Origin of the sequence: Streptosporangium oxazolinicum, assembly GCF_039537505.1 — a bacterium.
In the GTDB taxonomy this organism is placed as follows: Bacteria; Actinomycetota; Actinomycetes; order Streptosporangiales; family Streptosporangiaceae; genus Streptosporangium; species Streptosporangium oxazolinicum.
In genome coordinates this window covers 371,957-393,824 of the sequence record NZ_BAABAQ010000004.1, presented here as the reverse complement: position 1 = coordinate 393,824, position 21,868 = coordinate 371,957, and the positions used below count along the sequence as shown (strand labels likewise).

At 71.6% G+C, this 21,868-nt stretch carries 18 protein-coding genes; 8 read left to right on the top strand and 10 right to left on the bottom strand.

Annotation, left to right across the window (positions count from 1 at the left end; genetic code table 11):
* Positions 1-21: 21 nt before the first annotated feature.
* From ABD817_RS14690 to ABD817_RS14670, 5 genes are all read right to left on the bottom strand, one after another.
* Complete coding sequence (locus tag ABD817_RS14690) at positions 22-1,023, bottom strand: 5-oxoprolinase subunit C family protein (RefSeq protein WP_344918436.1); 1,002 nt, start codon at positions 1,021-1,023, stop codon at positions 22-24.
* Positions 1,020-1,646, bottom strand: coding sequence for a 5-oxoprolinase subunit B family protein (locus tag ABD817_RS14685; protein WP_344918435.1), 627 nt, complete (start codon positions 1,644-1,646; stop codon positions 1,020-1,022). Before ABD817_RS14685 ends, ABD817_RS14690 begins: the two co-directional genes overlap by 4 nt.
* On the bottom strand, positions 1,643-2,398 hold the full coding sequence (locus ABD817_RS14680; RefSeq protein WP_344918434.1) for a LamB/YcsF family protein: 756 nt from the start codon (positions 2,396-2,398) through the stop codon (positions 1,643-1,645). The genes ABD817_RS14685 and ABD817_RS14680 overlap by 4 nt, the downstream gene beginning before the upstream one ends.
* Before the next feature lie 7 nt (positions 2,399-2,405).
* Positions 2,406-3,917: a hypothetical protein gene (locus ABD817_RS14675; RefSeq protein ID WP_344918599.1), complete on the bottom strand. Its 1,512-nt coding sequence runs from the start codon at positions 3,915-3,917 to the stop codon at positions 2,406-2,408.
* A gap of 206 nt (positions 3,918-4,123) precedes the next feature.
* Positions 4,124-4,408 (bottom strand): hypothetical protein, encoded by a 285-nt coding sequence (locus tag ABD817_RS14670; RefSeq protein WP_344918433.1) that lies wholly within the window; start codon positions 4,406-4,408, stop codon positions 4,124-4,126.
* Between the two features lie 554 nt (positions 4,409-4,962).
* On the opposite strand from ABD817_RS14670, the gene ABD817_RS14665 reads away from it, so the two are divergent.
* The 3 genes from ABD817_RS14665 to ABD817_RS14655 all read left to right on the top strand — a co-directional run bounded on the left by ABD817_RS14665 (position 4,963) and on the right by ABD817_RS14655 (position 10,037).
* Positions 4,963-7,056, top strand: a complete 2,094-nt coding sequence (locus tag ABD817_RS14665) for a SpoIIE family protein phosphatase (protein WP_344918432.1) — start codon at positions 4,963-4,965, stop codon at positions 7,054-7,056.
* A 244-nt stretch (positions 7,057-7,300) separates the two neighbouring features.
* Positions 7,301-8,962 carry an RNA polymerase sigma factor gene (locus ABD817_RS14660; RefSeq protein WP_344918431.1) on the top strand — a complete coding sequence of 554 codons (1,662 nt, stop codon included), beginning with the start codon at positions 7,301-7,303 and terminating at the stop codon, positions 8,960-8,962.
* A 109-nt stretch (positions 8,963-9,071) separates the two neighbouring features.
* Positions 9,072-10,037 carry a hypothetical protein gene (locus ABD817_RS14655; protein WP_344918430.1) on the top strand — a complete coding sequence of 322 codons (966 nt, stop codon included), beginning with the start codon at positions 9,072-9,074 and terminating at the stop codon, positions 10,035-10,037.
* Positions 10,038-10,073: 36 nt separating this feature from the next.
* On the opposite strand, the gene ABD817_RS14650 is transcribed toward ABD817_RS14655, so the two are convergent.
* Complete coding sequence (locus ABD817_RS14650) at positions 10,074-10,814, bottom strand: YaaA family protein (RefSeq protein ID WP_344918429.1); 741 nt, start codon at positions 10,812-10,814, stop codon at positions 10,074-10,076.
* A 46-nt stretch (positions 10,815-10,860) separates the two neighbouring features.
* Between ABD817_RS14650 and ABD817_RS14645 the strand changes: the two genes are divergently transcribed.
* Positions 10,861-11,592, top strand: a complete 732-nt coding sequence (locus ABD817_RS14645; RefSeq protein ID WP_344918428.1) for a GNAT family N-acetyltransferase — start codon at positions 10,861-10,863, stop codon at positions 11,590-11,592.
* Between the two features lie 17 nt (positions 11,593-11,609).
* On the opposite strand, the gene ABD817_RS14640 is transcribed toward ABD817_RS14645, so the two are convergent.
* Positions 11,610-11,840, bottom strand: a complete 231-nt coding sequence (locus tag ABD817_RS14640) for a DUF7455 domain-containing protein (protein ID WP_344918427.1) — start codon at positions 11,838-11,840, stop codon at positions 11,610-11,612.
* 240 nt (positions 11,841-12,080) lie between these two features.
* Here ABD817_RS14640 and ABD817_RS14635 point away from each other — a divergent pair, with 240 nt between their 5' ends.
* Entirely contained in the window at positions 12,081-14,153 is a 2,073-nt protein-coding gene (locus ABD817_RS14635; RefSeq protein WP_344918426.1) for a DNA gyrase/topoisomerase IV subunit B, read from the top strand.
* A 146-nt stretch (positions 14,154-14,299) separates the two neighbouring features.
* Here the strand turns inward: ABD817_RS14635 and ABD817_RS14630 are convergent, their stop codons facing one another.
* Positions 14,300-14,794 carry a beta-class carbonic anhydrase gene (locus ABD817_RS14630; protein ID WP_344918425.1) on the bottom strand — a complete coding sequence of 165 codons (495 nt, stop codon included), beginning with the start codon at positions 14,792-14,794 and terminating at the stop codon, positions 14,300-14,302.
* Positions 14,795-14,959: 165 nt separating this feature from the next.
* Between ABD817_RS14630 and ABD817_RS14625 the strand changes: the two genes are divergently transcribed.
* Positions 14,960-15,277: a hypothetical protein gene (locus ABD817_RS14625; protein WP_344918423.1), complete on the top strand. Its 318-nt coding sequence runs from the start codon at positions 14,960-14,962 to the stop codon at positions 15,275-15,277.
* A 167-nt stretch (positions 15,278-15,444) separates the two neighbouring features.
* Positions 15,445-15,810, top strand: a complete 366-nt coding sequence (locus tag ABD817_RS14620; protein WP_344918422.1) for a VOC family protein — start codon at positions 15,445-15,447, stop codon at positions 15,808-15,810.
* 314 nt (positions 15,811-16,124) lie between these two features.
* On the opposite strand, the gene ABD817_RS14615 is transcribed toward ABD817_RS14620, so the two are convergent.
* Complete coding sequence (locus ABD817_RS14615) at positions 16,125-18,617, bottom strand: DNA gyrase/topoisomerase IV subunit A (RefSeq protein ID WP_344918421.1); 2,493 nt, start codon at positions 18,615-18,617, stop codon at positions 16,125-16,127.
* A 268-nt stretch (positions 18,618-18,885) separates the two neighbouring features.
* Complete coding sequence (locus ABD817_RS14610) at positions 18,886-19,500, bottom strand: GNAT family N-acetyltransferase (RefSeq protein ID WP_344918420.1); 615 nt, start codon at positions 19,498-19,500, stop codon at positions 18,886-18,888.
* Positions 19,501-19,677: 177 nt separating this feature from the next.
* Between ABD817_RS14610 and ABD817_RS14605 the strand changes: the two genes are divergently transcribed.
* On the top strand, positions 19,678-21,747 hold the full coding sequence (locus tag ABD817_RS14605) for a RecQ family ATP-dependent DNA helicase (RefSeq protein WP_344918598.1): 2,070 nt from the start codon (positions 19,678-19,680) through the stop codon (positions 21,745-21,747).
* The last annotated feature ends 121 nt before the right edge of the window (positions 21,748-21,868 follow it).

Here is a 21,868-nt window from a genome sequence, read left to right as displayed (position 1 = left end):
GGCCGGGCCGCCGTGGGCACGTCAGGCGCGGTGGAAACGTATCCGGTCGCCGGGGCGGAGCTGGGCGGCCCCGGCGAGGCTCGCCGAGGTCAGGACGGCGATGACCGGATAGCCGCCGGTCGGCGGGTGGTCGGTGAGAAACACGATCGGCTGGCCGCTGGGCGGCACCTGGACGGCCCCCGCCACCATGCCCTCGCTGGGCAGCTCCCCGTTCCTGGCCCGCTCCAGGCAGGCGCCGCGCATCCGCACGCCCACCCGGTTGCTGTCCTGGCTGACCTCGTACGGCCCCGCGCACAGGGTGGCCAGGGCTTCGGGGACGAACCAGTCGTCCCGGGGCCCCGGCAGGACCCGCAGGACGCCCGCCCCGGACTCCGGCGGAGGCGCCGCGTCCACGGTGATCGGAGGCAGGTCCCCGGTCGGTCCCACGGGCAGGACCGTCCCGGCGCGCAGCGGGGGAGGCCCGAGCCCGGACAGCGAGTCGGCCGACCGGCTCCCCATCGTGACGGGCACGTCGACACCGCCCCGGACGGCGACGTAGGTGCGCAGGCCGGTCCCGGGCGTCCCCAGGCACAACTCACCACCCGCGGGGACCCAGAAGGGCGCGCACATCCCCTGTGAGACCGTCACGCGCCGGATCACCCCGCCCGGAGAGGCACCGCCAGAAGCACCGCCCGGAAAAGCACCACCCGGAGAAATACCGTCCGCGGATTCCCCGCCCACGGACGCCCCGCCCGGCGCGGCCGGGGCCGTCCCGCCGGAGACCGCCTCGCGCGCTCGTACGACGTCCAGGGGGCAGGGGGCGCCGGTGACGGCGACCCAGGCGCCGGCGGTGAGGCGCAGCCGGGCGCCGCCGAAGGTCAGCTCGATCCCTGCGGCGTTCTCCGGGTTGCCGACCAGGCGGTTGGCAAGCCGCAGGCTCGGCTCGTCCGCCGCACCCGAGCGGGGCACCCCGAGGTGGGCGTACCCCGGCCGGCCGAGATCCTGCACGGTGGCGTACGGCCCCGGCGCGATCACCTCGATCATGGTTCGCCGACCGCCAGGAACCGCACCCGCGTCCCCGGGGTGAGCAGGGCGGGCGGGTCGGCGGCCACGTCCCACACCGCCGTCGCGGAGCGGCCGAGCAGCCGCCAGCCGCCGGGGGAGGCCGAGGGATAGACCGCCGAGTAGGGGCCGGCGATCGCCACCGCCCCGGCGGGCACCGAGGTCCTCGGGGTGTCCAGCCGGGGGACGTGCAGCGCCGGGTCCAGCCCCGTGAGGTAGGCGAACCCGGGGGCGAAGCCCAGCCAGCCCACCACCAGCTCCCGCCCGGTGTGCCGCTCGACCACCTCCCCCGGGGAGAGCCCGCTCAGCGCGGCGACGCCATCGAGGTCGGCGCCGTCGTACACGACGGGAAGGGTCACCTCCGGCGCGGGCGCGGTCACCGTGGCGTCCGCGGCGGACGCCGTGTCCAGCAGGCGGGAGAGCTCGTCGCGCAGGCGCGCCGGGTCGGCCCCCGGTGCGGTGACGAGGACCGTGACGGGGCCGGGCACGATCTCGACCACCCCGGGGGGCCGATCGGCCCGCAGCAGGGCGTCCAGCCGGTGGGAGATCTCCAGTGAGCCGGTCTCCACCAGCAGCGCGTGCTCCCCGGCCCGCCGGACGCTCACGCGAAGGACCTCAGCGTCACTCCGGCGCCCACCAGGCCCTCGCGGACGGCACGGGCCATCAGCACGGCGCCGGGGGTGTCGCCGTGCACGCAGATCGAGCGCGCCTCGACGGGGACCAGCGAGCCGTCCACCGCCCCGACCACCCGCTCGGTCGCCATCCGCACGGCCCGGTGCGCGACCGTGCCGGGGTCGTGCAGCACCGCGCCGGGGGAGCGGCGGGAGAGCAGCGTTCCCGAGCCGGTGTACGCGCGGTCGGCGAAGGCCTCGACGACGGTGGCGACCCCCTCCCCGGCGGCGATCTCGTGGACGACGGAACCGGGCAGGGTCAGCAGCGGCAGATCCCGGTCGTAGTCGGCGACCGCCGCCACGACGGCCCCGGCCTGCTCGGGGTCGCGGCAGATCCGGTTGTACAGCGCGCCGTGCGGCTTGACGTAGGAGACCCGGCCGCCCATCGCCCTGGCGATGCCGTCCACCGCCCCCAGCTGGTAGAGGACCTCGGCGCAGAGCTCCTCGGGATCGACGTCCATCTCGCGGCGGCCGAACCCGGCCAGGTCCCGGTAGGACACCTGGGCGCCGATCGCCACCCCCCGGTCGATCGCCGCCGCGCACGTGCGGCGGATGATCAGCGGGTCGCCCGCGTGGAATCCGCAGGCGACGTTGGCGCTGGTCACGACGTCGAGGAGGGCCTCGTCGTCGCCCAGCCGCCAGATCCCGAAGCCTTCGCCCAGATCGGCGTTGAGATCGATCACCATGGCTCACCTACACCGGAGGTTCGTCGGGAATGTCCGCGATGTCATCAAGGGCGATGGCCAGCTCCTCGGGGTCGTCCCCGATGCGCTCGGCGATCTCGATCAGCACGTGCAGCACGTCGTGCCGGTCGTGGCCCAGGTCCAGCAGCCGCTGCGCCGCCTCCCAGAGCTGCGGAGGGTCGCCCTCCCAGAGCCGGGCGGCGATCTCCTCGTGCCAGGCGAGGTGCTCGTCATAGTCGCGCCGGTCGAGCTCCCCCGCGTGGTCGATGCCCAGCAGGATCCGCCGGTCGGTGTCGTCGGCCGGGTTGAGCAGGCTGAGCTTGATCTCGCCGTGCGTCCCCTGGAGGAAGGGGAACGCGAACACCCGCCTGGCCAGCGCCGACAGGTCGCCGTCCGGCAGCAGCCGGGCGAGCAGGTCGCGGTCGAGCCCGAAGGTCGTCGGGTCGCGGTAGGACTCGGCGAACTTGCCCGTCGCCTCCCAGACCGCGTCGAGCGTGGCCCGCAGACCCTCGTCGGGCAGGCAGGTCCTGCCGGCGGCGAACCGCGCCCACGCGCCCAGCACGTGCGGCACCGCCTCCTGCTCGGCGGTGCTGAGCATCACCTTGCGCGGCAGCCAGTCGAGGAGGAACGTCTCGCACTTGGTCGGGCTCACCCGGAGCGGGCGGCCGAAATCCTGGTCACAGCCGTAGTCGATGATGTGGTCGGCGCACCGGGAGGCCGCCGAGGGATCGGACAGGTGCTCGGCCGCGTCCGAGGAGAGGAACTCGGCCGCCAGCATCGCCCGGCGGTCACGGCTGTAGGGGGCCTCGCTGTGCAGCGGGGCCGGCCGCTTCCTGCCGGGCGGCAGTGCCTTGATCCGGGACCTGGCGAAGGCGTGGTAGGCGCTGTAGCTGTCGCTGACCGGCACGGCCGTCCTGCGCTGGCCGTACTCGGCGGTGGCCTTCATGGCCGATTCGAGCAGCGCCCTGGCCTGCTGCGGCTCGATCTCCCCGAACCTGAGCATCGGGTTGCCCTCGGCCTCGGCCCTGGCCTGCTCCAGCAGCTTGTCGACGTGCGAGGAGACCCAGGCGTCACGGGCGATGCCGCGCATGTTGTAGTCGACGATCACCACCAGCGCGTGCCGGTCCTCGACGCTGTCGGCGCCCCGGTAGCCGAAGGTGCACACCACGGTGTCCTGGTCGCCGTACGCGTCGCGGGAGACGAAGCAGCCGGTCGTCTTGACCACGCCCAGCCGGTCGGCCCAGCGGGGCCTGGCCACGTCGCGCTCCATGAGCGCCAGCGCGGCGCCCTCCGCCTTGGCGGCCTGGCGGGCCGTGCCGAGGTAGGCGAGCGCGATCAGCAGGGTGAGCGCGGCGGGCGAGCCCGCCTTGGCCGCGTAGTCGACCAGGCCCTCGCCGAGGACCTGCTCGGCGTCCCCGCGGCGCAGCCGGCGCCCCCACCAGGCTCCGATCATGTCGGAGACCATGAGCTCGGCGTCCAGCGGGCTGCGTACGGCCAGTAGCTCGCGAGCGGCGAGCAACATCTCGGAGAAGACCGCCTCGGGGGACTGGCTCTCCCTGGGGTCTCGACGATGTCGCCGGCTCAAGCAGCCTCCCCCGTCGGGCGCGCGAGCCCATCACGGACGGCGGCGCCGCGCTGATTGGCCCGCTCGCTTCCCTCGCTCACGTCCCAACCTTCTCGCATTCCCGGTCCAAACGGTGCGTAGAAGACGGCCGGGTGCTCCCGATGCTACCGGGGACCGCGGGGCGGCGGCGCGGAGTTGACAAGGGCGAGCAAATGCTCGCGGGCGACGCGCTCGACGATCTCGGCTGTCGGCTCGATGCCGAGATGCTCGGCGCGGGCGCGGACCTCGGCCACGCATCTGTCGACGGTGTCGAGGGGGACCGTCAGGAACTCCTCGGCCAGGTGAGAGGTCACCGGCTCGTGGAGGGCAGCCAAAGGCGCCGAGGGCGCTGAGGGGGCGGCGAAGGTCGTCACGGAAAGCCCGGCGAGGCGGGTGGCGAGAACGGGCATGGATGTCGCATTCCTCCGGAGTTTCCCGGGGGCATCCCCCGGATGTGTCGGCGAGGACGTGCGTTTTCATTCCACAACTTATCTCGGGAGTGTCAACCCTCGGCGCCGTGATATGGAAAGCTGGCCCCGTGTCTTGACTGAATCCTGCAACAGTGGAGTAAGCGAGTGTCCCCGAACAGGGAGCCGAATTGACGGCGAGTCAGTAGCCTGATCTCGCCTGCAAGCCCGACGGAGATGAGGTGGGCAGTTGCCGGGACGGTCCGGCCCGATCCTGCTATGGTCCTGGCCGCAAACGTTCGGAGGCGCGACGCCGGCCGGTCGGCGCCCGTGCGGGAGCCCCCTCGCGCCGGCGCGAGGGTTCCGGTCATCGGAGCGGCGGTGCTCCCCGGGTTCCCGGGGTGCGCGGACCGCATCCTGGGCGGGGCTTCCGTCCGCACCTGCCCATCGCCGATGATGTACTCCAGGATCCGGTCCCCCGGAGCCGCGCTACACCAATTCGCAAGTTTGGAGATGTGCCTCGTGGGAGACCCTGGCACGCGACGGAGGTGCCGACCATGAGCGCCGAAACCTCCGTGCCCCGTCCCCGGGAGTCGGGTGTGGACATCTCAGACTCCGGCCTGCTGCAGGGCCTGCTGTCACAGTCGCCGTTCGCCTTCGCGTTCTTCGACCCGGGCGGCCGCTTCGAGCGCGTCGACGAGGTCTTCGCCGACGTGGTCGGCCTGCCCGCCGAGCGCCTGGTCGGCCACGCCCCCGGCGAGCTGCTCTCCGCCGACCTGACCGCCCTGATCGAGGGGTCGGTCCGCGGCATCGTGGCGGGGGCCGAGGTCGAGGGCGACCAGCGGATCCGCGTGCGCACCGCCGACGGCGAGACCCACCACTGGTCGCTGACCTTCTCCCCGATCCACGACGACAAGGGCGCGCTCCGCGCTATCTGCCTGGTCGGCGTCGACATCACCGACAGCAGGCAGGTCGAGGAGGACCTCAGGCGCAGCGAGGAGCGCTACCGCTCGCTGGTCGAGGCCCAGTCCCAGCTCGTGTGGATCACCGCGCCCAACGGCGCCGTGGAGGAGGACGCGCCGCAGTGGCGGGCCATCACCGGCCAGGGACTCGAGGAATACCTCACCCACGGCTGGCTGGAGGCCGTCCATCCCGACGACCGCCCGCACACCGAGGAGGCGTGGCGCGAGGCGCTGCGCGGCCGGATCATGTTCGAGTGGAGCTACCGGGTCCGCACCCGGGCCAGCGGCTACCGGCACTTCGAGGTGCGCGCCGTCCCGATCATCCGGCACAACCGGGTCGTCGAGTGGGTGGGCGCCAACACCGACGTCACCCCGCAGCGCGAGGCCGAGGAGATGCGCGGCCGGCTGACCGACCAGCTCGGCGCCGCCGCCCTGCGGACCGCGCGGCTGCAGGGCGCCACGGCGATGCTCGCCGAGGCGCTCACCGTCGAGCAGGTGGTCCAGGTGATCATCGACGTGGGTCGTACGGCGCTGGCGGCCGACCGCTCGGCCGTGGCGCTGCTCGACGTCGACCGGGCCGCGCTGAAGCTGGTCAACAGCGGAGGCATCCCCGACGTCCCCGGCGCGCCCGGCGAGGAGATCCCGCTGTCGCACTCCAGCGTGATGACCATGGCCGTCAACAGCCGGCGCCCGGTCTTCGCCGAGTCGCCGGAGAGCCTGAAGTCCCAGCTGGTCGACGCGGGCGGCGACAACGAGGCGATCACCGGGTTCATCGCCCACAGCGACGAGCGGGCCTGGGTGGGTCTGCCGCTGCTGGCCGCGGGGCGCGCGCTCGGCGCGCTGAGGTTCTCCTTCACCCGCCCGCAGAAGATCTCCCAGGAGGACGGGGTCTTCCTGGAGGCGCTCGCGGGGCAGTGCGCCCTCGCCGTGGAGCGGGCCACCCTGTTCGAGCGCGAGCACCGCACGGCCGAGACGCTCCAGCGCAGCCTGCTGCCCGACCGCCTGCCGGTGGTCCGGGGCCTGGTCCTGGCCCAGCGGTTCCGCTCGGGAAGCCGCCACGTGCAGGTCGGCGGCGACTGGTACGACGCGTTCGTGCTCCAGGACGGCCGGGTCGCGGCGGTGGTCGGCGACGTCATGGGCAAGGGCGTCAAGGCCGCGGCCGGGATGGGCCGCATCCGCAACGCGATGCGGGCCCTGGCGCTGACCAACCCGCCGCCCGCGGCGGTGCTCACCGGTCTCGACAGGGTCTTCGAGGCCACCGAGGAGGAAGAGCAGGTCACGACCCTCGCGTACATGGTCGTCGAGCCGGGCACCGGGGAGGGCACGCTGGCGCTCGCCGGTCACCCGCCGCCGCTGCTGGTCTCCCCGCAGGGCGTGCCGCTGCTGTGCGACGGCGAGCCGGGCACCCCGCTGGGCTGGCCCACGAGCCGCCGGCAGTTCAGGTTCTGCGTCCCGCCTGGCCACACCGCTGTCCTGTATTCGGATGGTCTGGTGGAGAACCGCAAGCGTGGCCTCGATGCCGGGCTTGCCGATCTTTGTTCTGTTGTGACCGAAGCGCCGGCCGAAGTGGTGGGAAGCCCCCACATGTTGCTAGATTTTCTTGTCGACCGCATGCTGTCCGGATATGAGCAGGATGACGACGTCACGGTGCTCGCGATCCACGTTCCCCTCGCCACGAAGAGTGACTGAATGAAACAGTCATAACGGTTGCTTTCGGGTATCGGTGCCTCGCTTACGTACGCACTACTCTCTTGGTCGGCCTAGGGTGGAGGGCAACCGCCAGGAGGCGGCCGTATGGACCACGGTGTCATGCCACAATGCTGGACAGGTACGTCGCGGTTCGCGCGGCCTTGTTAATCACAACTAGAGGTAAAACTGCCCCTAGTTGGGCATCTGGGTCCATTCTCGTCACGCTTTCCTTCGAGAGGTGTTCGTGTCGCCTGCAAGTTCGACTCGCTCGAAGCCATCCGAGCTGAACGAGCCCGTCATTCAGCAGCTGATGGAGCGGGGGCGCTCGCAGGGGTTCCTCGAGTCCGAGGATGTCCGCAAGGCCGTCGAGGAAGCGGACATTCCGATGGCGCAGGTCGCTGGAATCCTGCGAAGCCTCAGCAAAGAGGGCATCACAGTACGGCTGACCGCCGAGGATTCCGCGGCTCCCAAGAAGCCCCGCACTCCCGCCAAGCGCCGCACTGCCCCGGCCGCGCCCGCCGCCGTCAAGAAGACCAAGACCGCCGCCGCGGCCAAGGAGCAGCCGGAGACCGTCACCGCGGTCGTCAGCGGCTCCGAGCCCGCCGCTGCCGCGGCCAAGAAGCCGGCGGCTCCGGCCAAGGCGGCCCCGGCCAAGAAGGCCGCCCCGGCCGCCAAGAAGCCGGTTCCCGCCCCGCCGCCGAAGAAGGCCGGCCCCACGGCCGCCGTCCCGGCTCCCGCGCCGAAGCCGGTCACCGGTGACGACGACGAGGTCATCGATCTTGAGGACGTCGAGATCGAGGACTTCGACCTGGAGGCCGTGGCCGAGGTCGAAGCCGAGGTGGAGGTGGAGGGCGAAGCCGAGGTCGAGGTGGAGGCCGAGGCCGAGGAGGAGCCCAAGGCCGAGGCCGAGGCCGTCGAGGTGAACGAGGACGAGGTCCTCATCCTCACCGACGACGACGATGACGCCCCGGTGCCTCAGGTCGCCGCGGCCGGTGCCACCGCCGACCCGGTCAAGGACTATCTCAAGCAGATCGGCAAGGTCCCCCTGCTCAACGCCGAGCAGGAGGTCGAGCTCGCCAAGCGCATCGAGGCCGGCCTGTTCGCCGAGGAGCAGCTCGGCACCGACGGTGAGAAGCTCCCGGTCGACGTCCGCGCCGAGCTGGAGTGGATCGCCGAGGACGGCCGCCGGGCCAAGAACCACCTGCTGGAGGCGAACCTCCGCCTGGTGGTCTCGCTGGCCAAGCGCTACACGGGGCGCGGGATGCTCTTCCTGGACCTGATCCAGGAGGGCAACCTGGGCCTGATCCGCGCGGTCGAGAAGTTCGACTACACCAAGGGTTACAAGTTCTCCACCTACGCCACGTGGTGGATCCGGCAGGCGATCACCCGCGCCATGGCCGACCAGGCGCGGACCATCCGCATCCCGGTCCACATGGTCGAAGTGATCAACAAGCTGGCCCGCGTCCAGCGGCAGATGCTCCAGGACCTGGGTCGCGAGCCCACCCCGGAGGAGCTGGCGCGCGAGCTCGACATGACCCCCGAGAAGGTCGTCGAGGTCCAGAAGTACGGTCGCGAGCCGATCTCCCTGCACACCCCGCTGGGTGAGGAGGGGGACAGCGAGTTCGGTGACCTCATCGAGGACTCCGAGGCCATCGTTCCCGCGGACGCGGTCAGTTTCACGCTTCTGCAGGAGCAGCTCCACTCCGTTCTGGACACGCTGTCCGAGCGCGAGGCGGGCGTGGTCTCGATGCGTTTCGGCCTGACCGACGGTCAGCCGAAGACGCTGGACGAGATCGGCAAGGTCTACGGGGTGACGCGCGAGCGCATCCGGCAGATCGAGTCCAAGACGATGTCCAAGCTCCGCCACCCGTCCAGGTCCCAGGTCCTGCGCGACTACCTTGACTAAGGCTTCCTGACAAAGGGTCCGCACCATATGGTGCGGACCCTTTGTCGTTAACGCGGGTGTAACAGGTCGGTAGCACGCCATGTGAAACGGGCTCCTAGGCTGCCGCCTCATGGGTGTGGCCGAAGCTGACAGGATTCGCGCCCGAGGGCTGCGGGTGATCGCCGATCGTCCGTGGGCGGACGCGATGCTCGACGAGGCGGTCGCCGCGGTACGCCGGAAGGTGTTCGAAGCCGGCACGATGACGATCGGCGCGGCCCGTGGCGATCCGGAGAGCCGCGCGCTCAGGGTCGAGGCGCTGGCCAGGGCGGCCGTCGGTCACAGCCATGCCATAGAGGCGCTGACGGCCCGTGACCAGGCCAATCCCGACCTCTGGCTCTGGCTCGGGCGCACCCGCGTCGAGGAAGCCTGGACGATCAAGCCGGACGTCAGGGCGCGGGCCGTGCAGGCACGGCGGGTGCAGGCGTTCCAGGAGGCCATGGAGTCGGCCGGGACGCCGCTCTTCACCGCCGCGTCCCTCGCGCCCTCCGATCCGGTGCCCTGGGAATCGATCATGTGGCTCTACCTCGGTCTCGACCGGCCGCGCAAGGAGAAGGACGCGGTCTGGTACGAGGCCGTTCGCCGTTATCCGACGCTGTTCCCGGCCCACGTGGCCCGGCTCATGACGTTGTCCCCCGGCTGGGGTGGCAGTGCCCAGGAGATGCTGGAGTTCGCCAGGCAGGCCGTCTCGCGGGCGCCCGACGGGGACCCGATGGCGTCCCTGGTGCCGCTGGCCCACTTCGAGCAGGTGTCCGCCGAACGGTCGCCGATGTCGCGCGGCGGCTGGTTCTCCGACGGGGCGCTGCGCGAGGTCGTCTCGCACTCGGGCCGCTGGCTGGGCAGCGACGGCCATCCCCGGTCGATCGAGGCGCACAACCTGTTCGGGGCCGCCTTCTACCTGGCCGATCTGCGGCGGCCCGCGCGCGGGCACCTGATGCGGACGGGAGGCAGGGTGAGCAGGTTGCCGTGGTCCTATCTCGGTGATCCCGCCCAGCAGTTCCAGCGGGCCTGCGGGCGGCTCCACCTCGTCGCGGCGTGAACCGGCCGGGGGGCTCCCCGGTGTGTCCGCTCGACGTCACACCGTGACGTCGAGCGTCCAGGGCCGTTTTCCCGTGGGCGGCGCGCAGAGGGCGACGGAGTGGCCGAGGTGGTCCAGGATCTTGGCGAGTTCCTCGGGATCCTCGGGATCCGCACCCCCCTCCAGCAGGGAGCGGGCGATCACGCCTCGGGTGGCCTTGGCCATGTGGCTGACCACCTTCCCGTCCTTGAGCACCCGTACCGCCACCGCCCGGCCGCCCGGGTGCCACGCCGCCGCGTACGTGCTGGAGCGCAGGTCCACGACCAGGCCGGGCTCGGCGTCGAGCAGGGGGGTGATCGACCGGCGCCAGAAGGCGCCCAGGCCACCGAGCGGCGGCAGCCGCACCCCCATCGACAGCCGGTACGGCGGCACGCGGTCGCCGATCCGCAGCAGGCCCCAGAGGCCGGAGAAGATCAGCAGCCTCTCCGAGGCCCGCGCCGCGGCCTCGGGAGACAGCGAGGCCAGGCCGAGGTTGTCGTAGAGCACGCCGGTGTACAGGTCGGCCGCGGCCAGCGTCGGCGCGGTCCGCAGGAGCAGGTTCGCGCCGATCTCACCGGCCTGCCCCGGCGACAGGCCGAGGACGTCCCGCGCGGCCGGTTCCCGGCACAGCGCGGTGAGCGCGTCCAGGACGATCTCCCTGGGCGAGCCGAGGGCGGGAAAGCTCAGCCGGGGCAGGTCGAGGGCGGGGCCGTCGCCCCGCGCGGCCTTCCCCTCGGACGGAGGCAGCAGAATCAGCACAGTCGCCGAGCGTAGTGGGGCGATCGGGGGGTTAGGATCCTTCAGCATGATCGATGAGGTCTTCGACCGGCTGGTCGACCGGGCCTGGCCGGCGCTCCACCGGGTGGACGCCGGGGGCTGGACGCTGCGCGCCGCGGACGGGGTGACCAAGCGGGCCAACTCCGTGCTGCCGCTGGGCGAGCCGGAGGACCTGGAGGCGGCCGTCGAGGGAGCCGAGAGGTTCTACGCCAATCGCGGGCTGCCCTGCGTCTTCTCCATGGGAGGCGGTGCCGCGCCCGGCCTGGACGCGTCGCTGGCGGCGCGCGGCTACCGGGTGGTGGATCCCACATTGATCATGACGGCGTGCCTCGTCCCCGGGGACGAGGTGCCGGAGGTGCCTGGGGAGTCAGGTGGGAAGGTCGAGCTCGCTGAGGCGCCCTCACAGGCGTGGTTGGACGCCTGGTGGAGCGTGGACGGGAGGTTCGGTGGCGACGGTCTGGTGACGGCCGCGCGAATCCTCACCGGCGTGCCCGCCGTCTACGCCTCGCTCGGCCGGGAGGCCGTCGGGCGGGGCGTGGTCCAGGGGGAGTGGTTCGGGATCTACTCCATGGCCGTGAGACCGCACGCGCGGCGCGGGGGCCATGGACGGAGGGTGTTGCGTGCCCTGCTCTCGCATGCGCGGGCGCAGGGCACACAGCGGGCATATTTAGTCGTAGTGGAGTCGAACACCGCTGCCAGGGCGCTCTACGAGCGTGAGGGCTTCACGGTGGCGGGCCGATATCACTATCGGATCCGATGATGGCTCCATTCGTCTGGTTATCGTTCGTCGTTGCCTGCCGTTGCCGGGGTGTCGCTGAGACGAGCGGACTCGTCCTGGATGCTGGCGCCCTTGTCTCTCAGCACGGCCACGTGCTGCCGCCCGTGGTGAGCGCAGAACAGCAGCTCCCCACCTACGGGCAGGGTCGCGCGGATGTAAGCCTGGGCGCCGCACCGGTCACAGCGGTCAGCAGCTGTGAGCTGCTTGGCGGGGGCGAGGGTTCCAGTCACGTATCGCCTTTCAGGTCATCCCCTGAGGTGGAGGATCTGGCGTCAGTCACTTGAGAGAACATCTAACCCGATACGAACGTTCCCAACCGACCCCCTGCTACGCCCAGAGCGGAAAGTGGCCGAAAGTAACGATGATCACGCCGGATGTAACGCCCGTGCCCGCCGGATGGCAAGCTTGTACGCGTCGTGGTGGGAAGAACGGTAAGCTGCGCACACGTGTTCGACAGAGTGGGAGTGGGCGTGACCGCAGTTAGCGCGGAGACGGGTTATACGGCCCGCCACCTGTCGGTGCTGGAGGGTCTCGAAGCCGTCCGCAAGCGTCCAGGCATGTACATCGGGTCGACCGACAGCCGCGGTCTCATGCACTGCCTCTGGGAGATCGTGGACAACGGGGTCGACGAGGCCCTGGCCGGTTACTGCAGCCGCATCGAGGTCGAGCTGCACCCCGACGGCTCCATCGAGGTCCGCGACGACGGCCGGGGCATCCCGGTCGACGTCGAGCCCAAGAGCGGCCTGGCGGGCGTGGAGCTGGTCTACACCAAGCTCCACGCGGGCGGGAAGTTCGGCGGCGGCTCCTACGGCGCCTCGGGCGGCCTGCACGGCGTCGGCGCCTCCGTCGTCAACGCCCTGTCCTCGCGGCTGGACGTCGAGGTCGACCGCGACGGCCGGATCCACGAGATCAGCTTCCGCAGGGGCGTGCCCGGCGTCTTCGACGGCGACGGCCCCAAGGCCAAGTTCAAGAAGAAGTCCGGGCTGCGCGACGGCGGCGCCGCGGCGAAGAACGTCACCGGCACCCGCGTACGCTTCTGGGTCGACCACCAGATCTTCCTCCCCGACGCCGAGGTCTCCCTCGACGAGATCCACGTCCGCCTCCGCCAGACCGCGTTCCTGGTCCCCGGCCTCACCCTGGCCGTGCGCGACAGCCGCGGCGAGGAGTCCGTCGAGGAGGAGTTCCACTTCGACGGCGGCATCTCGGAGTTCACCGAGTTCCTCGCCCGTGACGAGGCCGTCTGCGACGTGATGCGCCTGCGGGGCACCGGCCACTTCCACGAGACCGTCCCGGTCCTCGACGACCTGGGGCACATGACCCCGACCGAGGTCCAGCGGGAGCTCACCGTCGACGTGGCGGTGCGCTGGGGCAAGGGCTACGACAACACCGTCCGCTCCTTCGTCAACGTGATCGCCACCCCCAAGGGCGGCACCCACGTCAACGGCTTCGAGCGCGCCCTCGTCCGCACCCTGAACGAGCAGCTGCGCGAGACCCGCCTGCTCAAGAACGGCGACGCCCCGGTGACCCGTGAGGACATCATGGAGGGCCTCACCGCCGTGGTGACCGTCCGGGTGCCCGAGCCGCAGTTCGAGGGCCAGACCAAGGAGGTCCTGGGCACCTCGGCGGCCTCCAGGATCGTCGCCCACGTCGTCTCGCGAGAGCTCAAGGAGCTGCTCGCCAACCCGTCGCGCAACGCCAAGCCGCAGCTCCGCGCGGTCCTGGAGAAGATCGTCGCGGCGGCCAAGGCCCGCATCGCCGCCCGGGAGCACCGCGACAACCAGCGCCGCAAGACCGCCCTGGAGAACTCGGCGCTCCCCGCCAAGCTGGTCGACTGCCGCAGCGACGAGGTCGACCGCAGCGAGCTGTTCATCGTCGAGGGCGACTCGGCGCTGGGCACCGCCCGCGCGGCCAGAAACTCGGAGTTCCAGGCGCTGCTGCCGATCCGGGGCAAGATCCTGAACGTGCAGAAGGCGTCCGTCGCCGACATGCTCAAGAACGCCGAGTGCGCCGCGATCATCCAGGTCATCGGCGCGGGCTCGGGCCGCTCCTTCGACATCGAGGCCGCCCGCTACGGCAAGGTCATCCTGATGGCCGACGCCGACGTCGACGGGGCGCACATCCGCTGCCTCCTGCTGACCCTCTTCCACCGCTACATGAAGCCGATGGTCGAGGCCGGGCGGGTCTTCGCCGCCGTGCCGCCGCTGCACCGCATCGAGGTCACCAACCCCACGCGCGGTCACGGCAAGTACGTCTACTGCTACTCCGACGCCGAGCTGCAGCGGGTGCTGCGCGACCTGGAGCGCCGGGGCAAGCGCTGGAAGGACCCGATCCAGCGCTACAAGGGCCTGGGCGAGATGGACGCCGACCAGCTGGCCGAGACGACCATGGAGCCCCGCCACCGCACCCTGCGCCGGGTCCGCATTGAGGACATCGAGGAGGCCGAGCGCATCTTCGCCCTCCTGATGGGCAGCGACGTGGCCCCGCGCCGGGAGTTCATCGTGAGCAGCGCGGCCGAGATCGACCGCGACCACATCGACGCGTGATCACCCCCGCCGGACGACCTTCCGGCGGGGACGGGCGCGGGCGGGCCCGGAGCGCCGGCCGGGTGATCGGGCCGCCTCCGGCGAACGCGGCGGGATCGTGAAACCGGGATCCGGCCCCGGCCGGTGCCGGGGCCGGATCCCGGCGTTCAGACCTCGACCGGCATCAGCTTGCCGGTGCGCACGTCGTAGACGGCCCCGCCGACCGGCATCCCCACGGGCAGGAACGGGCTGGTCCTGATCCGTACGAGGTCGTGGCGCAGCGCCGCGTCCTGGTCGGGGACGGTGTGGAAGTCCAGGCTGCGGGTGTCGACGCCACGCTGGGCGGCGAGCGCGTGCACCTCCTCGTCGGTGACCTTGTTCATGCCGCAGTCGGTGTGCGGCATGACCAGCACCCGCTCCACCCCCAGCAGGGTGACCGCCAGGACGAGCGTGCGCAGGACGTCGTCGGTCACCCGGGCCCCGGCGTTACGGAGGATCTTGGCGTCCCCCGGGTTCAGGCCGAAGAGCCCCAGCGGATCGATCCGCGAGTCCATGCAGGTGACCACGGCGAGACCGCGGGCGGCCCGGCCGGTCAGCTCGGCATTGGTGAACGTGGCGGAGAACTCCTCGTTGGCGGCCAGCAGGTCGTCGAAAGCACTCACGTACGCATCCCTCGGTCGAAGCGAACAACGGACTAATAATGCTTCATGCCCGTTTCCAGGGCGTTGCCGGGGCTCGCCGGGTGACGACTTCACCAAGATCCCACCACCGCCTCTCTCCCTGGGTCATCATGTCGTCACCCAGAGTACGGAAGTGTGGAGAGGCTGATGAGCAGGACCGAATCGCTGGCCGACTATCTTCGCGACCAGGGCAGGCGGAAGCTGGACCGGGTCGAGGCCAGGGACGGGGGGCGCAACGCGCGCTCGGCGCTGGCCCTGCTCGACGCGGCGGTCTACACCCGGTCGCTGAAGGACGACGACCCGTTCGTGGCCGTCCTCGTGGAGGCGGGGTGTTTCGGCCCGCAGGGGACCGGCGAGTTCGAGCCGACCGACCGGGTGGCGAAGGTCGTCCGTTTCTGGGAGACGGGCGAGCCCTGGCAACTGTTGATGGCGATCCGGTTCGCGCTCCAGGGCGCGCTCACCTGAGGGGGCCGGGTTTCAGCCCGTCTCCCCGGGAAAGGCGGACCGGGCCGCGGCCGTGGCACCGGGCCGGGGCGCCCCGTGTGCCCCGGGCCCGATCGGCGCGCGACGCCGTTGAAGCTCCCGGTGACACCGCCATAGGATCTTCATCGGTGCCGAGTTTGGGAGGAAGCATGGGAATCGCGCAGCTGAGGTCGATCGTCCTCGACTGTCCAGACCCCAGGCGACTGGCCGGCTTCTACAGCGCCCTCCTGGGCTGGAGGATCGCCAGCGCCGAGGACGACTGGGTGGTGGTCACCGGGGGCAGGCCCGGACGGCTCTGCTTCCAGCTGGTCCCCGACTACCGGCCGCCGGAGTGGCCGACCACCGAACGGCCCCAGCAGTTCCACCTCGACCTGACGGTTGAGAACCTCGACGAGGCCGAGAAGGAGGCGCTGGCGCTCGGCGCGTCCAAACACCCGTACCAGCCGGGCGAGGAAGACGGTTTCCGGGTCTTTCTCGACCCCGCCGGACACCCGTTCTGCCTGTGCGTCGACTGACCGTCCTGCGCGATCTCAGGGCCTTGGTGCCGATCGGTGTCTCCCCGTGATCCCGGCTTCGCGGTCGGGCGGCCTCCGGGTGACGTCAGGGCGCCACGGCCCGGCCGGAAGTCCCACGACACGGGATCTCACGGCCTGAGGTTTCCCGAGGGCCCCGTGTGACGCCAGGGGGCTCAGGTAATGGGCCTTCGGCCGGAGGTCTCACGAGGACCCCGTGGGCCGCTGACCGCCTCGCGTGATTCAGGGCCCGCCGTACCCGGCCCCGGGAGCCCTTGCCGTCCTGGCGGGGGCTCCCGGGGTCTCGTTCGCGAAGGTCACTCCTCCGGGGCGGGAGCTCCGGGGCCCCGCTCGCCGTCTCCGGCGCCGAGGGCGCCGCCCACGGCCGACACGGTGTGGGTGAGCCGTACGCCGGAGCCGTCACGGCGGCCCAGCTCCTCCGGGAGAGGCACGGGCTTGCCGACGGCCGAGACCGCGCGGGCCGGGCCGGGACCCGCCCAGGCGAGCAGCAGGACGTCCTCGCCCTTGAGGAACCGCTGGACGCGGACCCCGCCGGTGGCCCGGCCCTTCGGCGGGTATTCGGCGAAGTCGGAGACCTTGGCGCCGCCGACCTGGGTGCCGGGCAGTGCCGTCGAGGAACCGGCGATCGTCACGACCTGCGACTCGCGGGCGGGATCGACCGCGCCGAACCAGATCACCGTGGCGTCGCCGTCCAGCCGCACACCGGCCATGCCGCCCGCGGGGCGGCCCTGCGGGCGGACGACGGAGGCGGAGTAGCGCAGCAGCTGGGCCTCGGAGGTGATGAAGACGAGATCGTGCTCCTCGCTCTCCAGCTCCACCGCGCCCACCACGGTGTCGCCCTCCTTGAGGGTGATCACCTCGAAGTCGTCGCGGTTGGCCGGGTAGTCGGGGACGACCCGCTTGACCACCCCCTGCGCCGTGCCCAGCGCCAGACCGGGCCCGTCGGAATCGAGCGAGCCGATGCCGACGACCGTCTCGCCCGGGTTGACGGTGACGTACTCCGAGACCGGGTGGCCACCGGACAGCGACGGCGGGTTGGCCGAGCGGGGCAGCGTGGGCAGGTCGACCACCTGGACCCGGATCATCCGCCCCTGGTTGGTGACCACGCCCACCTCGCCCCTGACGGTGCTCCGCACGGCGGAGACCAGCACGTCGTGGGCCGAGCGGTCGCCCTCACCGGCGAGCGGCGAGGCGTCGGACGTGCGGGCCAGCAGGCCGGTGGAGGAGAACAGCACCAGGCAGGGGTCGTCGGCCACCTCCAGGGGGACCGAGACGTTCCTCGCGACCCCCGAGGACTCCAGCAGCACCGTGCGGCGCGGGGTGCCGAAGGTCTTGGAGACCTGGGCGAGCTCGTCGGAGACGACCTTGCGGAGCCTGTCGTCGGAGGACAGGATCGCGGTCAGCTCGGCGATCTCGTCGCGCAGGGTCTGGCTCTCGCGGTCGAGCTCCAGCTTGTCGTAGCGGGTCAGGCGGCGCAGCGGGGTGTCGAGGATGTAGTTGGCCTGGATCTCCGACAGCTCGAAGATCTCCGTCAGGCGCTCGCGGGCCTGGGCGGAGTTGTCGGAGGAGCGGATGACCTGGATGACCTCGTCGATGTTGAGCAGGGCGACGATGAGGCCCTCGACGAGGTGCAGGCGCTCCTCGCGCTTGCGGCGGCGGTAGAGCGAGCGGCGGCGGACCACGTCGACGCGGTGGTCGACGTAGACCTGGAGCAGCTCGCGCAGGCCCAGCGTGCGCGGCTCGCCGTCGACCAGGGCGACGTTGTTGATGCCGAAGGTCTCCTCCATCGGCGTGAGCCGGTAGAGCTCCTCCAGCACGGCCTCGGGGATGAAGCCGTTCTTGATCTCGATGACCAGGCTGAGGCCCTTGTGCCGGTCGCTGAGGTCCTTGAGGTCGGAGATGCCCTGGAGCTTCTTGGCGGTGACCAGCTCCCTGATCTTGGTGACCACGCGCTCGGGGCCGACGTTGAAGGGCAGCTCGGTGACGACGATGCCCTTGCGGCGGGGGCTGACCTGCTCGATGGCGCACTTGGCGCGCATCCGGAAGGTGCCCCGGCCCTTGGCGTACGCGTCGCGGACGCCGTCGAGGCCGATGATCGTGCCGCCGGTGGGCAGGTCGGGGCCGGGGACGAACCGCATCAGGTCGTCGAGCGTGGCGTCCGGCTTCTTGATCAGATGGCGGGCGGCGGCGACGACCTCCACCAGATTGTGCGGCGCCATGTTGGTGGCCATGCCGACCGCGATGCCGGTGGCACCGTTGACCAGCAGGTTGGGGAAGGCCGACGGCATGACCGTGGGCTCTGTCTCCTGGCCGTCGTAGTTGGGCTTGAAGTCGACCGTGTCCTCGTCGATCGACTGGACCACGGCCATCGCCGCCGAGGCCAGCCGGGCCTCGGTGTAGCGCATCGCGGCGGGCAGGTCGTCGGGGGAGCCGAAGTTGCCGTGCCCGTCGATGAGCGGCAGGCGCATCGAGAACGGCTGGGCCATGCGGACCAGCGCGTCGTAGATGGCGGTGTCACCGTGCGGATGGAGCTTGCCCATCACGTCGCCGACGACGCGCGACGACTTGACGTGGCCCCGGTCGGGCCGCAGGCCCATCTCGCTCATCGAGTAGAGGATCCGGCGCTGGACCGGCTTGAGGCCGTCCCTGGCATCCGGCAGCGCCCGCTGGTAGATGACCGAGTATGCGTATTCGAGGAAGCTGGTGCGCATCTCGGTGGAAACGTCGATGTCGACGATCCGCTCCTCGAAGCCCTCGTCGGTCGGGGGTGTGGTCGTCCGTCGAGCCATCTGATTTCCTGCGCGCGCGCCCCGGCCGTCAGGCCGGGGGGAGGCGCATCCTCCTTCTGTCTTCGTGGTCCAACCGTTGGCGCCGGCTCCCCGGGGAGCCGTGGCCGGGATGTCCGGCGGGAGACCGGTGACGGGGGCGACCGGGCATCGTACCGAGACTCGATACCATACCCAGCCCATCCGACACTTCCGGGCCTTCCGGCCTGCCCGCGGATGCCAGGGCCCGTTTTGTGGATCCTCGCAACGGCGAGGATCCACAAAACGGGCCCTAGGGCCGCTTCGGCGGGGTGCCGGAGGCGGCGGTGAATCCCCGGGTCCGGGGACCCGCTCCCGGCCAGGGGCCGGGGGTCTCGCCCTCGTGCTCGTCGCCGGGCACGTTCACCTTGGTGTCGTAGACCCTGAAACCGCGCGCCCGGTAGTTGGCGAGCGCCACCGGGCTGTCCAGGGAGCAGGTGTGCAGCCACACCCGCCGGGTCGGCTCCCGCTCCGGCTGCCGGTCGGCCAGATCCCAGGCCCTCGCCGCGCCGAACTCCAGCAGGTGACCACCGACGCCCTTGCCGATCGCCCACGCCAGGAGACCGAAGGAGTTGATCTCGACCGCCGCGTCCTCCTGGGGGACGAGCTCGACGAAGCCCGCGGGGGTGCCTCGGTGGTAGGCCACCCAGGTCTCCACGCCGCCGGCCAGCCAGTCCGCCCACTCGTCCCAGGTCCACGGCAGCTTGTTGGTCCAGTGCCAGTCTCCGCCGACGGCCGTGGTGAGGAACCGGCTGAACTCGGGCGAGGGCAGCTCCGCGCGCACGATGTCGACCTCGACCGACGGCGGCTTGGCGGGCAGCAGGTCCGAACGGGAGGTCTGTTCGAGGTACCAGGTGGTGACGTCCATAGTGGATGCATCAAATCACGGCGCGGAGCCCATCATGTCCCCAGCTCTCCCCCCTCGCGGTGAGGGCGCGCCGGGCTCCACCCCCTTCCCGGTACGGCACGTGCGGCACGTGTGTGCCGTACCGGGGGAAAACAGTCGGCGAGACCTGGTACCAATGACCGGGTGAGCGAAGAGCTGATGTTGCGCGAAGAGGCCGCCGACCGGCTGCGGGCGCTCGCCGGGGAGCACGCCCGGCTGCGCGAGGACCAGTGGGCGGCCATCAAGGCGCTGGTCATGGACCGGCGCCGGGTGCTCGTGGTGCAGCGCACCGGCTGGGGCAAGTCGGCTGTTTACTTCATCGCCACCGCGCTCCTGCGCGAGCTGGGCGAGGGGCCGACCGTGATCGTGTCGCCGCTGCTGGCCCTGATGCGCAACCAGATCGCCGCCGCCGAGCGCGCCGGGATCACCGCGGTCACGGTCAACTCGGCCAACCCCGAGGAGTGGGAGCAGGTCTACAACCAGGTCGCCGAGGGCGCGGTCGACGTGCTGCTCGTCAGCCCCGAGCGGCTCAACAACCCCGACTTCCGCGACCACGTGCTGCCCGAGCTGGCCGAGAGCGCGGGCCTGATCGTGGTCGACGAGGCACACTGCATCTCCGACTGGGGTCACGACTTCCGCCCCGACTACCGGCGGCTGCGCACGCTGTTCGAGGAGCTCACCGAGGGCGTGCCGATCCTCGCGACCACCGCCACGGCCAACGCCAGGGTCACCCGCGACGTCGCCGAGCAGATGGGCGAGGAGACGCTCGTGCTGCGCGGCGCGCTGGAGCGCGACAGCCTCCATCTCGGGGTCGTGCGCCTGCGCGGCGCCGAGCAGCGCCTGGCCTGGCTCGCCCAGGCGCTGCACGAGCTCCCCGGTTCCGGCATCGTCTACACGCTCACCGTGGCCGCCGCCCAGGAGATCGCCGCCTACCTGCGCGAGCAGGGCCACGAGGTGATCGCCTACTCCGGGCAGACCGAGCAGGCCGAGCGGCTCGCCGCCGAGCAGGCGCTGCTCGACAACAAGATCAAGGCGCTGGTCGCCACCTCCGCGCTGGGCATGGGCTACGACAAGCCCGACCTGGGCTTCGTCGTGCACGTCGGCGCCCCCCAGTCCCCGGTGGCCTACTACCAGCAGGTCGGCCGTGCGGGCCGAGGGGTCAAGCGGGCCGAGGTGATCCTGCTGCCCGGCGCGGAGGACCGCGACATCTGGGCCTACTTCGCCTCGCTGGCCTTCCCGCCCGAGCCCGTCGTGCGTGCCGTGCTGGCCGCGCTGGAGGAGGGCGGCGTGATGTCCACGGCCGCCCTGGAGAACCGGGTGGACCTCAGCCGGAGCCGCCTGGAGACCATGCTGAAGGTCCTCGACGTCGACGGCGCGGTGCGCCGGGTCAAGGGCGGCTGGGAGTCCACCGGTGAGCCCTGGGCGTACGACGCCCCGCGCTACGCCAGGGTCGCCGCCGAGCGGGAGGCCGAGCAGCGGGCCATGCTCGATTACCTCGACACCACCGGCTGCCGCGAGGAGTTCCTGCGCCGCCGTCTCGACGACGACACCGCCGCCCCCTGCGGGCGCTGCGACAACTGCACCGGCACCCACCGCTCACCCGAGGTGGACGAGCGGGCCGTACGGTCGGCCGCCGACCGGCTCCAGCGGCCCGGGGTGGACATCGAGGCCCGCAGGCAGTGGCCGACCGGGCTGGCCGACCTCAAGGGCCGGATCAAGCCGGAGCTGGGCGCCGAGCCGGGGAGGGTGCTGGGCAGGCTCACCGACATCGGCTGGGGCAACCGCCTGCGCGGCCTCCTCGCCGACGGCGCCCCCGACGGGCCGGTCCCCGACGACGTCTTCGCCGCCGTGATCAAGGTGTTGTCGTCCTGGGAGTGGGCCCAGCGCCCGGTCGGCGTCGTCGCGGTGCCCTCGGGAAGCCGCCCTCAGCTCGTCCGCGGCCTGGCCGAGCGGCTGGCCCAGGTGGGGCGCCTGACCTATCTGGGCGACCTCGGTTACCGGTCGGGCCCGCCCGGACGGCAGTTCAACAGCGCGCAGCGCGTCCAGGCGATCCGGGGCACCCTCGCCATGCCCGCCGCCCTGGGCGCGGCCGTCGCCGAGGCGGGCGGCCCGGTCCTGCTCGTCGACGACCTGGTCGACACCGGCTGGACGATGACGCTGGGAGCCGCGATGCTCCGCCACGCCGGGGCCCCGGCCGTGCTGCCCCTCGCCCTCGCGGTCACCAGCTAGGGACGACCGCCTGGCGGATGGGTTCGGCACGACGCGCGGGGGCCGCGCGGCGAGAGGATCCGCGTGCACGGGCCCCCGAACGGGGGCTTCCGGAGAAGCGCGGGGTTTCCGGGAAGGTACG

Excerpts from the sequence above, each read along its gene's own strand:
- ABD817_RS14690 (WP_344918436.1), bottom strand. The coding sequence starts at position 1,023 with ATGATCGAGGTGATCGCGCCGGGGCCGTACGCCACCGTGCAGGATCTC.
- ABD817_RS14680 (WP_344918434.1), bottom strand. The coding sequence starts at position 2,398 with ATGGTGATCGATCTCAACGCCGATCTGGGCGAAGGCTTCGGGATCTGG.
- ABD817_RS14675 (WP_344918599.1), bottom strand. The coding sequence starts at position 3,917 with ATGTTGCTCGCCGCTCGCGAGCTACTGGCCGTACGCAGCCCGCTGGAC.
- ABD817_RS14670 (WP_344918433.1), bottom strand. The coding sequence starts at position 4,408 with ATGCCCGTTCTCGCCACCCGCCTCGCCGGGCTTTCCGTGACGACCTTC.
- ABD817_RS14665 (WP_344918432.1), top strand. The coding sequence starts at position 4,963 with ATGAGCGCCGAAACCTCCGTGCCCCGTCCCCGGGAGTCGGGTGTGGAC.
- ABD817_RS14655 (WP_344918430.1), top strand. The coding sequence starts at position 9,072 with ATGGGTGTGGCCGAAGCTGACAGGATTCGCGCCCGAGGGCTGCGGGTG.
- ABD817_RS14645 (WP_344918428.1), top strand. The coding sequence starts at position 10,861 with ATGATCGATGAGGTCTTCGACCGGCTGGTCGACCGGGCCTGGCCGGCG.
- ABD817_RS14625 (WP_344918423.1), top strand. The coding sequence starts at position 14,960 with ATGAGCAGGACCGAATCGCTGGCCGACTATCTTCGCGACCAGGGCAGG.
- ABD817_RS14620 (WP_344918422.1), top strand. The coding sequence starts at position 15,445 with ATGGGAATCGCGCAGCTGAGGTCGATCGTCCTCGACTGTCCAGACCCC.
- ABD817_RS14615 (WP_344918421.1), bottom strand. The coding sequence starts at position 18,617 with ATGGCTCGACGGACGACCACACCCCCGACCGACGAGGGCTTCGAGGAG.
- ABD817_RS14610 (WP_344918420.1), bottom strand. The coding sequence starts at position 19,500 with ATGGACGTCACCACCTGGTACCTCGAACAGACCTCCCGTTCGGACCTG.
- ABD817_RS14605 (WP_344918598.1), top strand. The coding sequence starts at position 19,678 with ATGTTGCGCGAAGAGGCCGCCGACCGGCTGCGGGCGCTCGCCGGGGAG.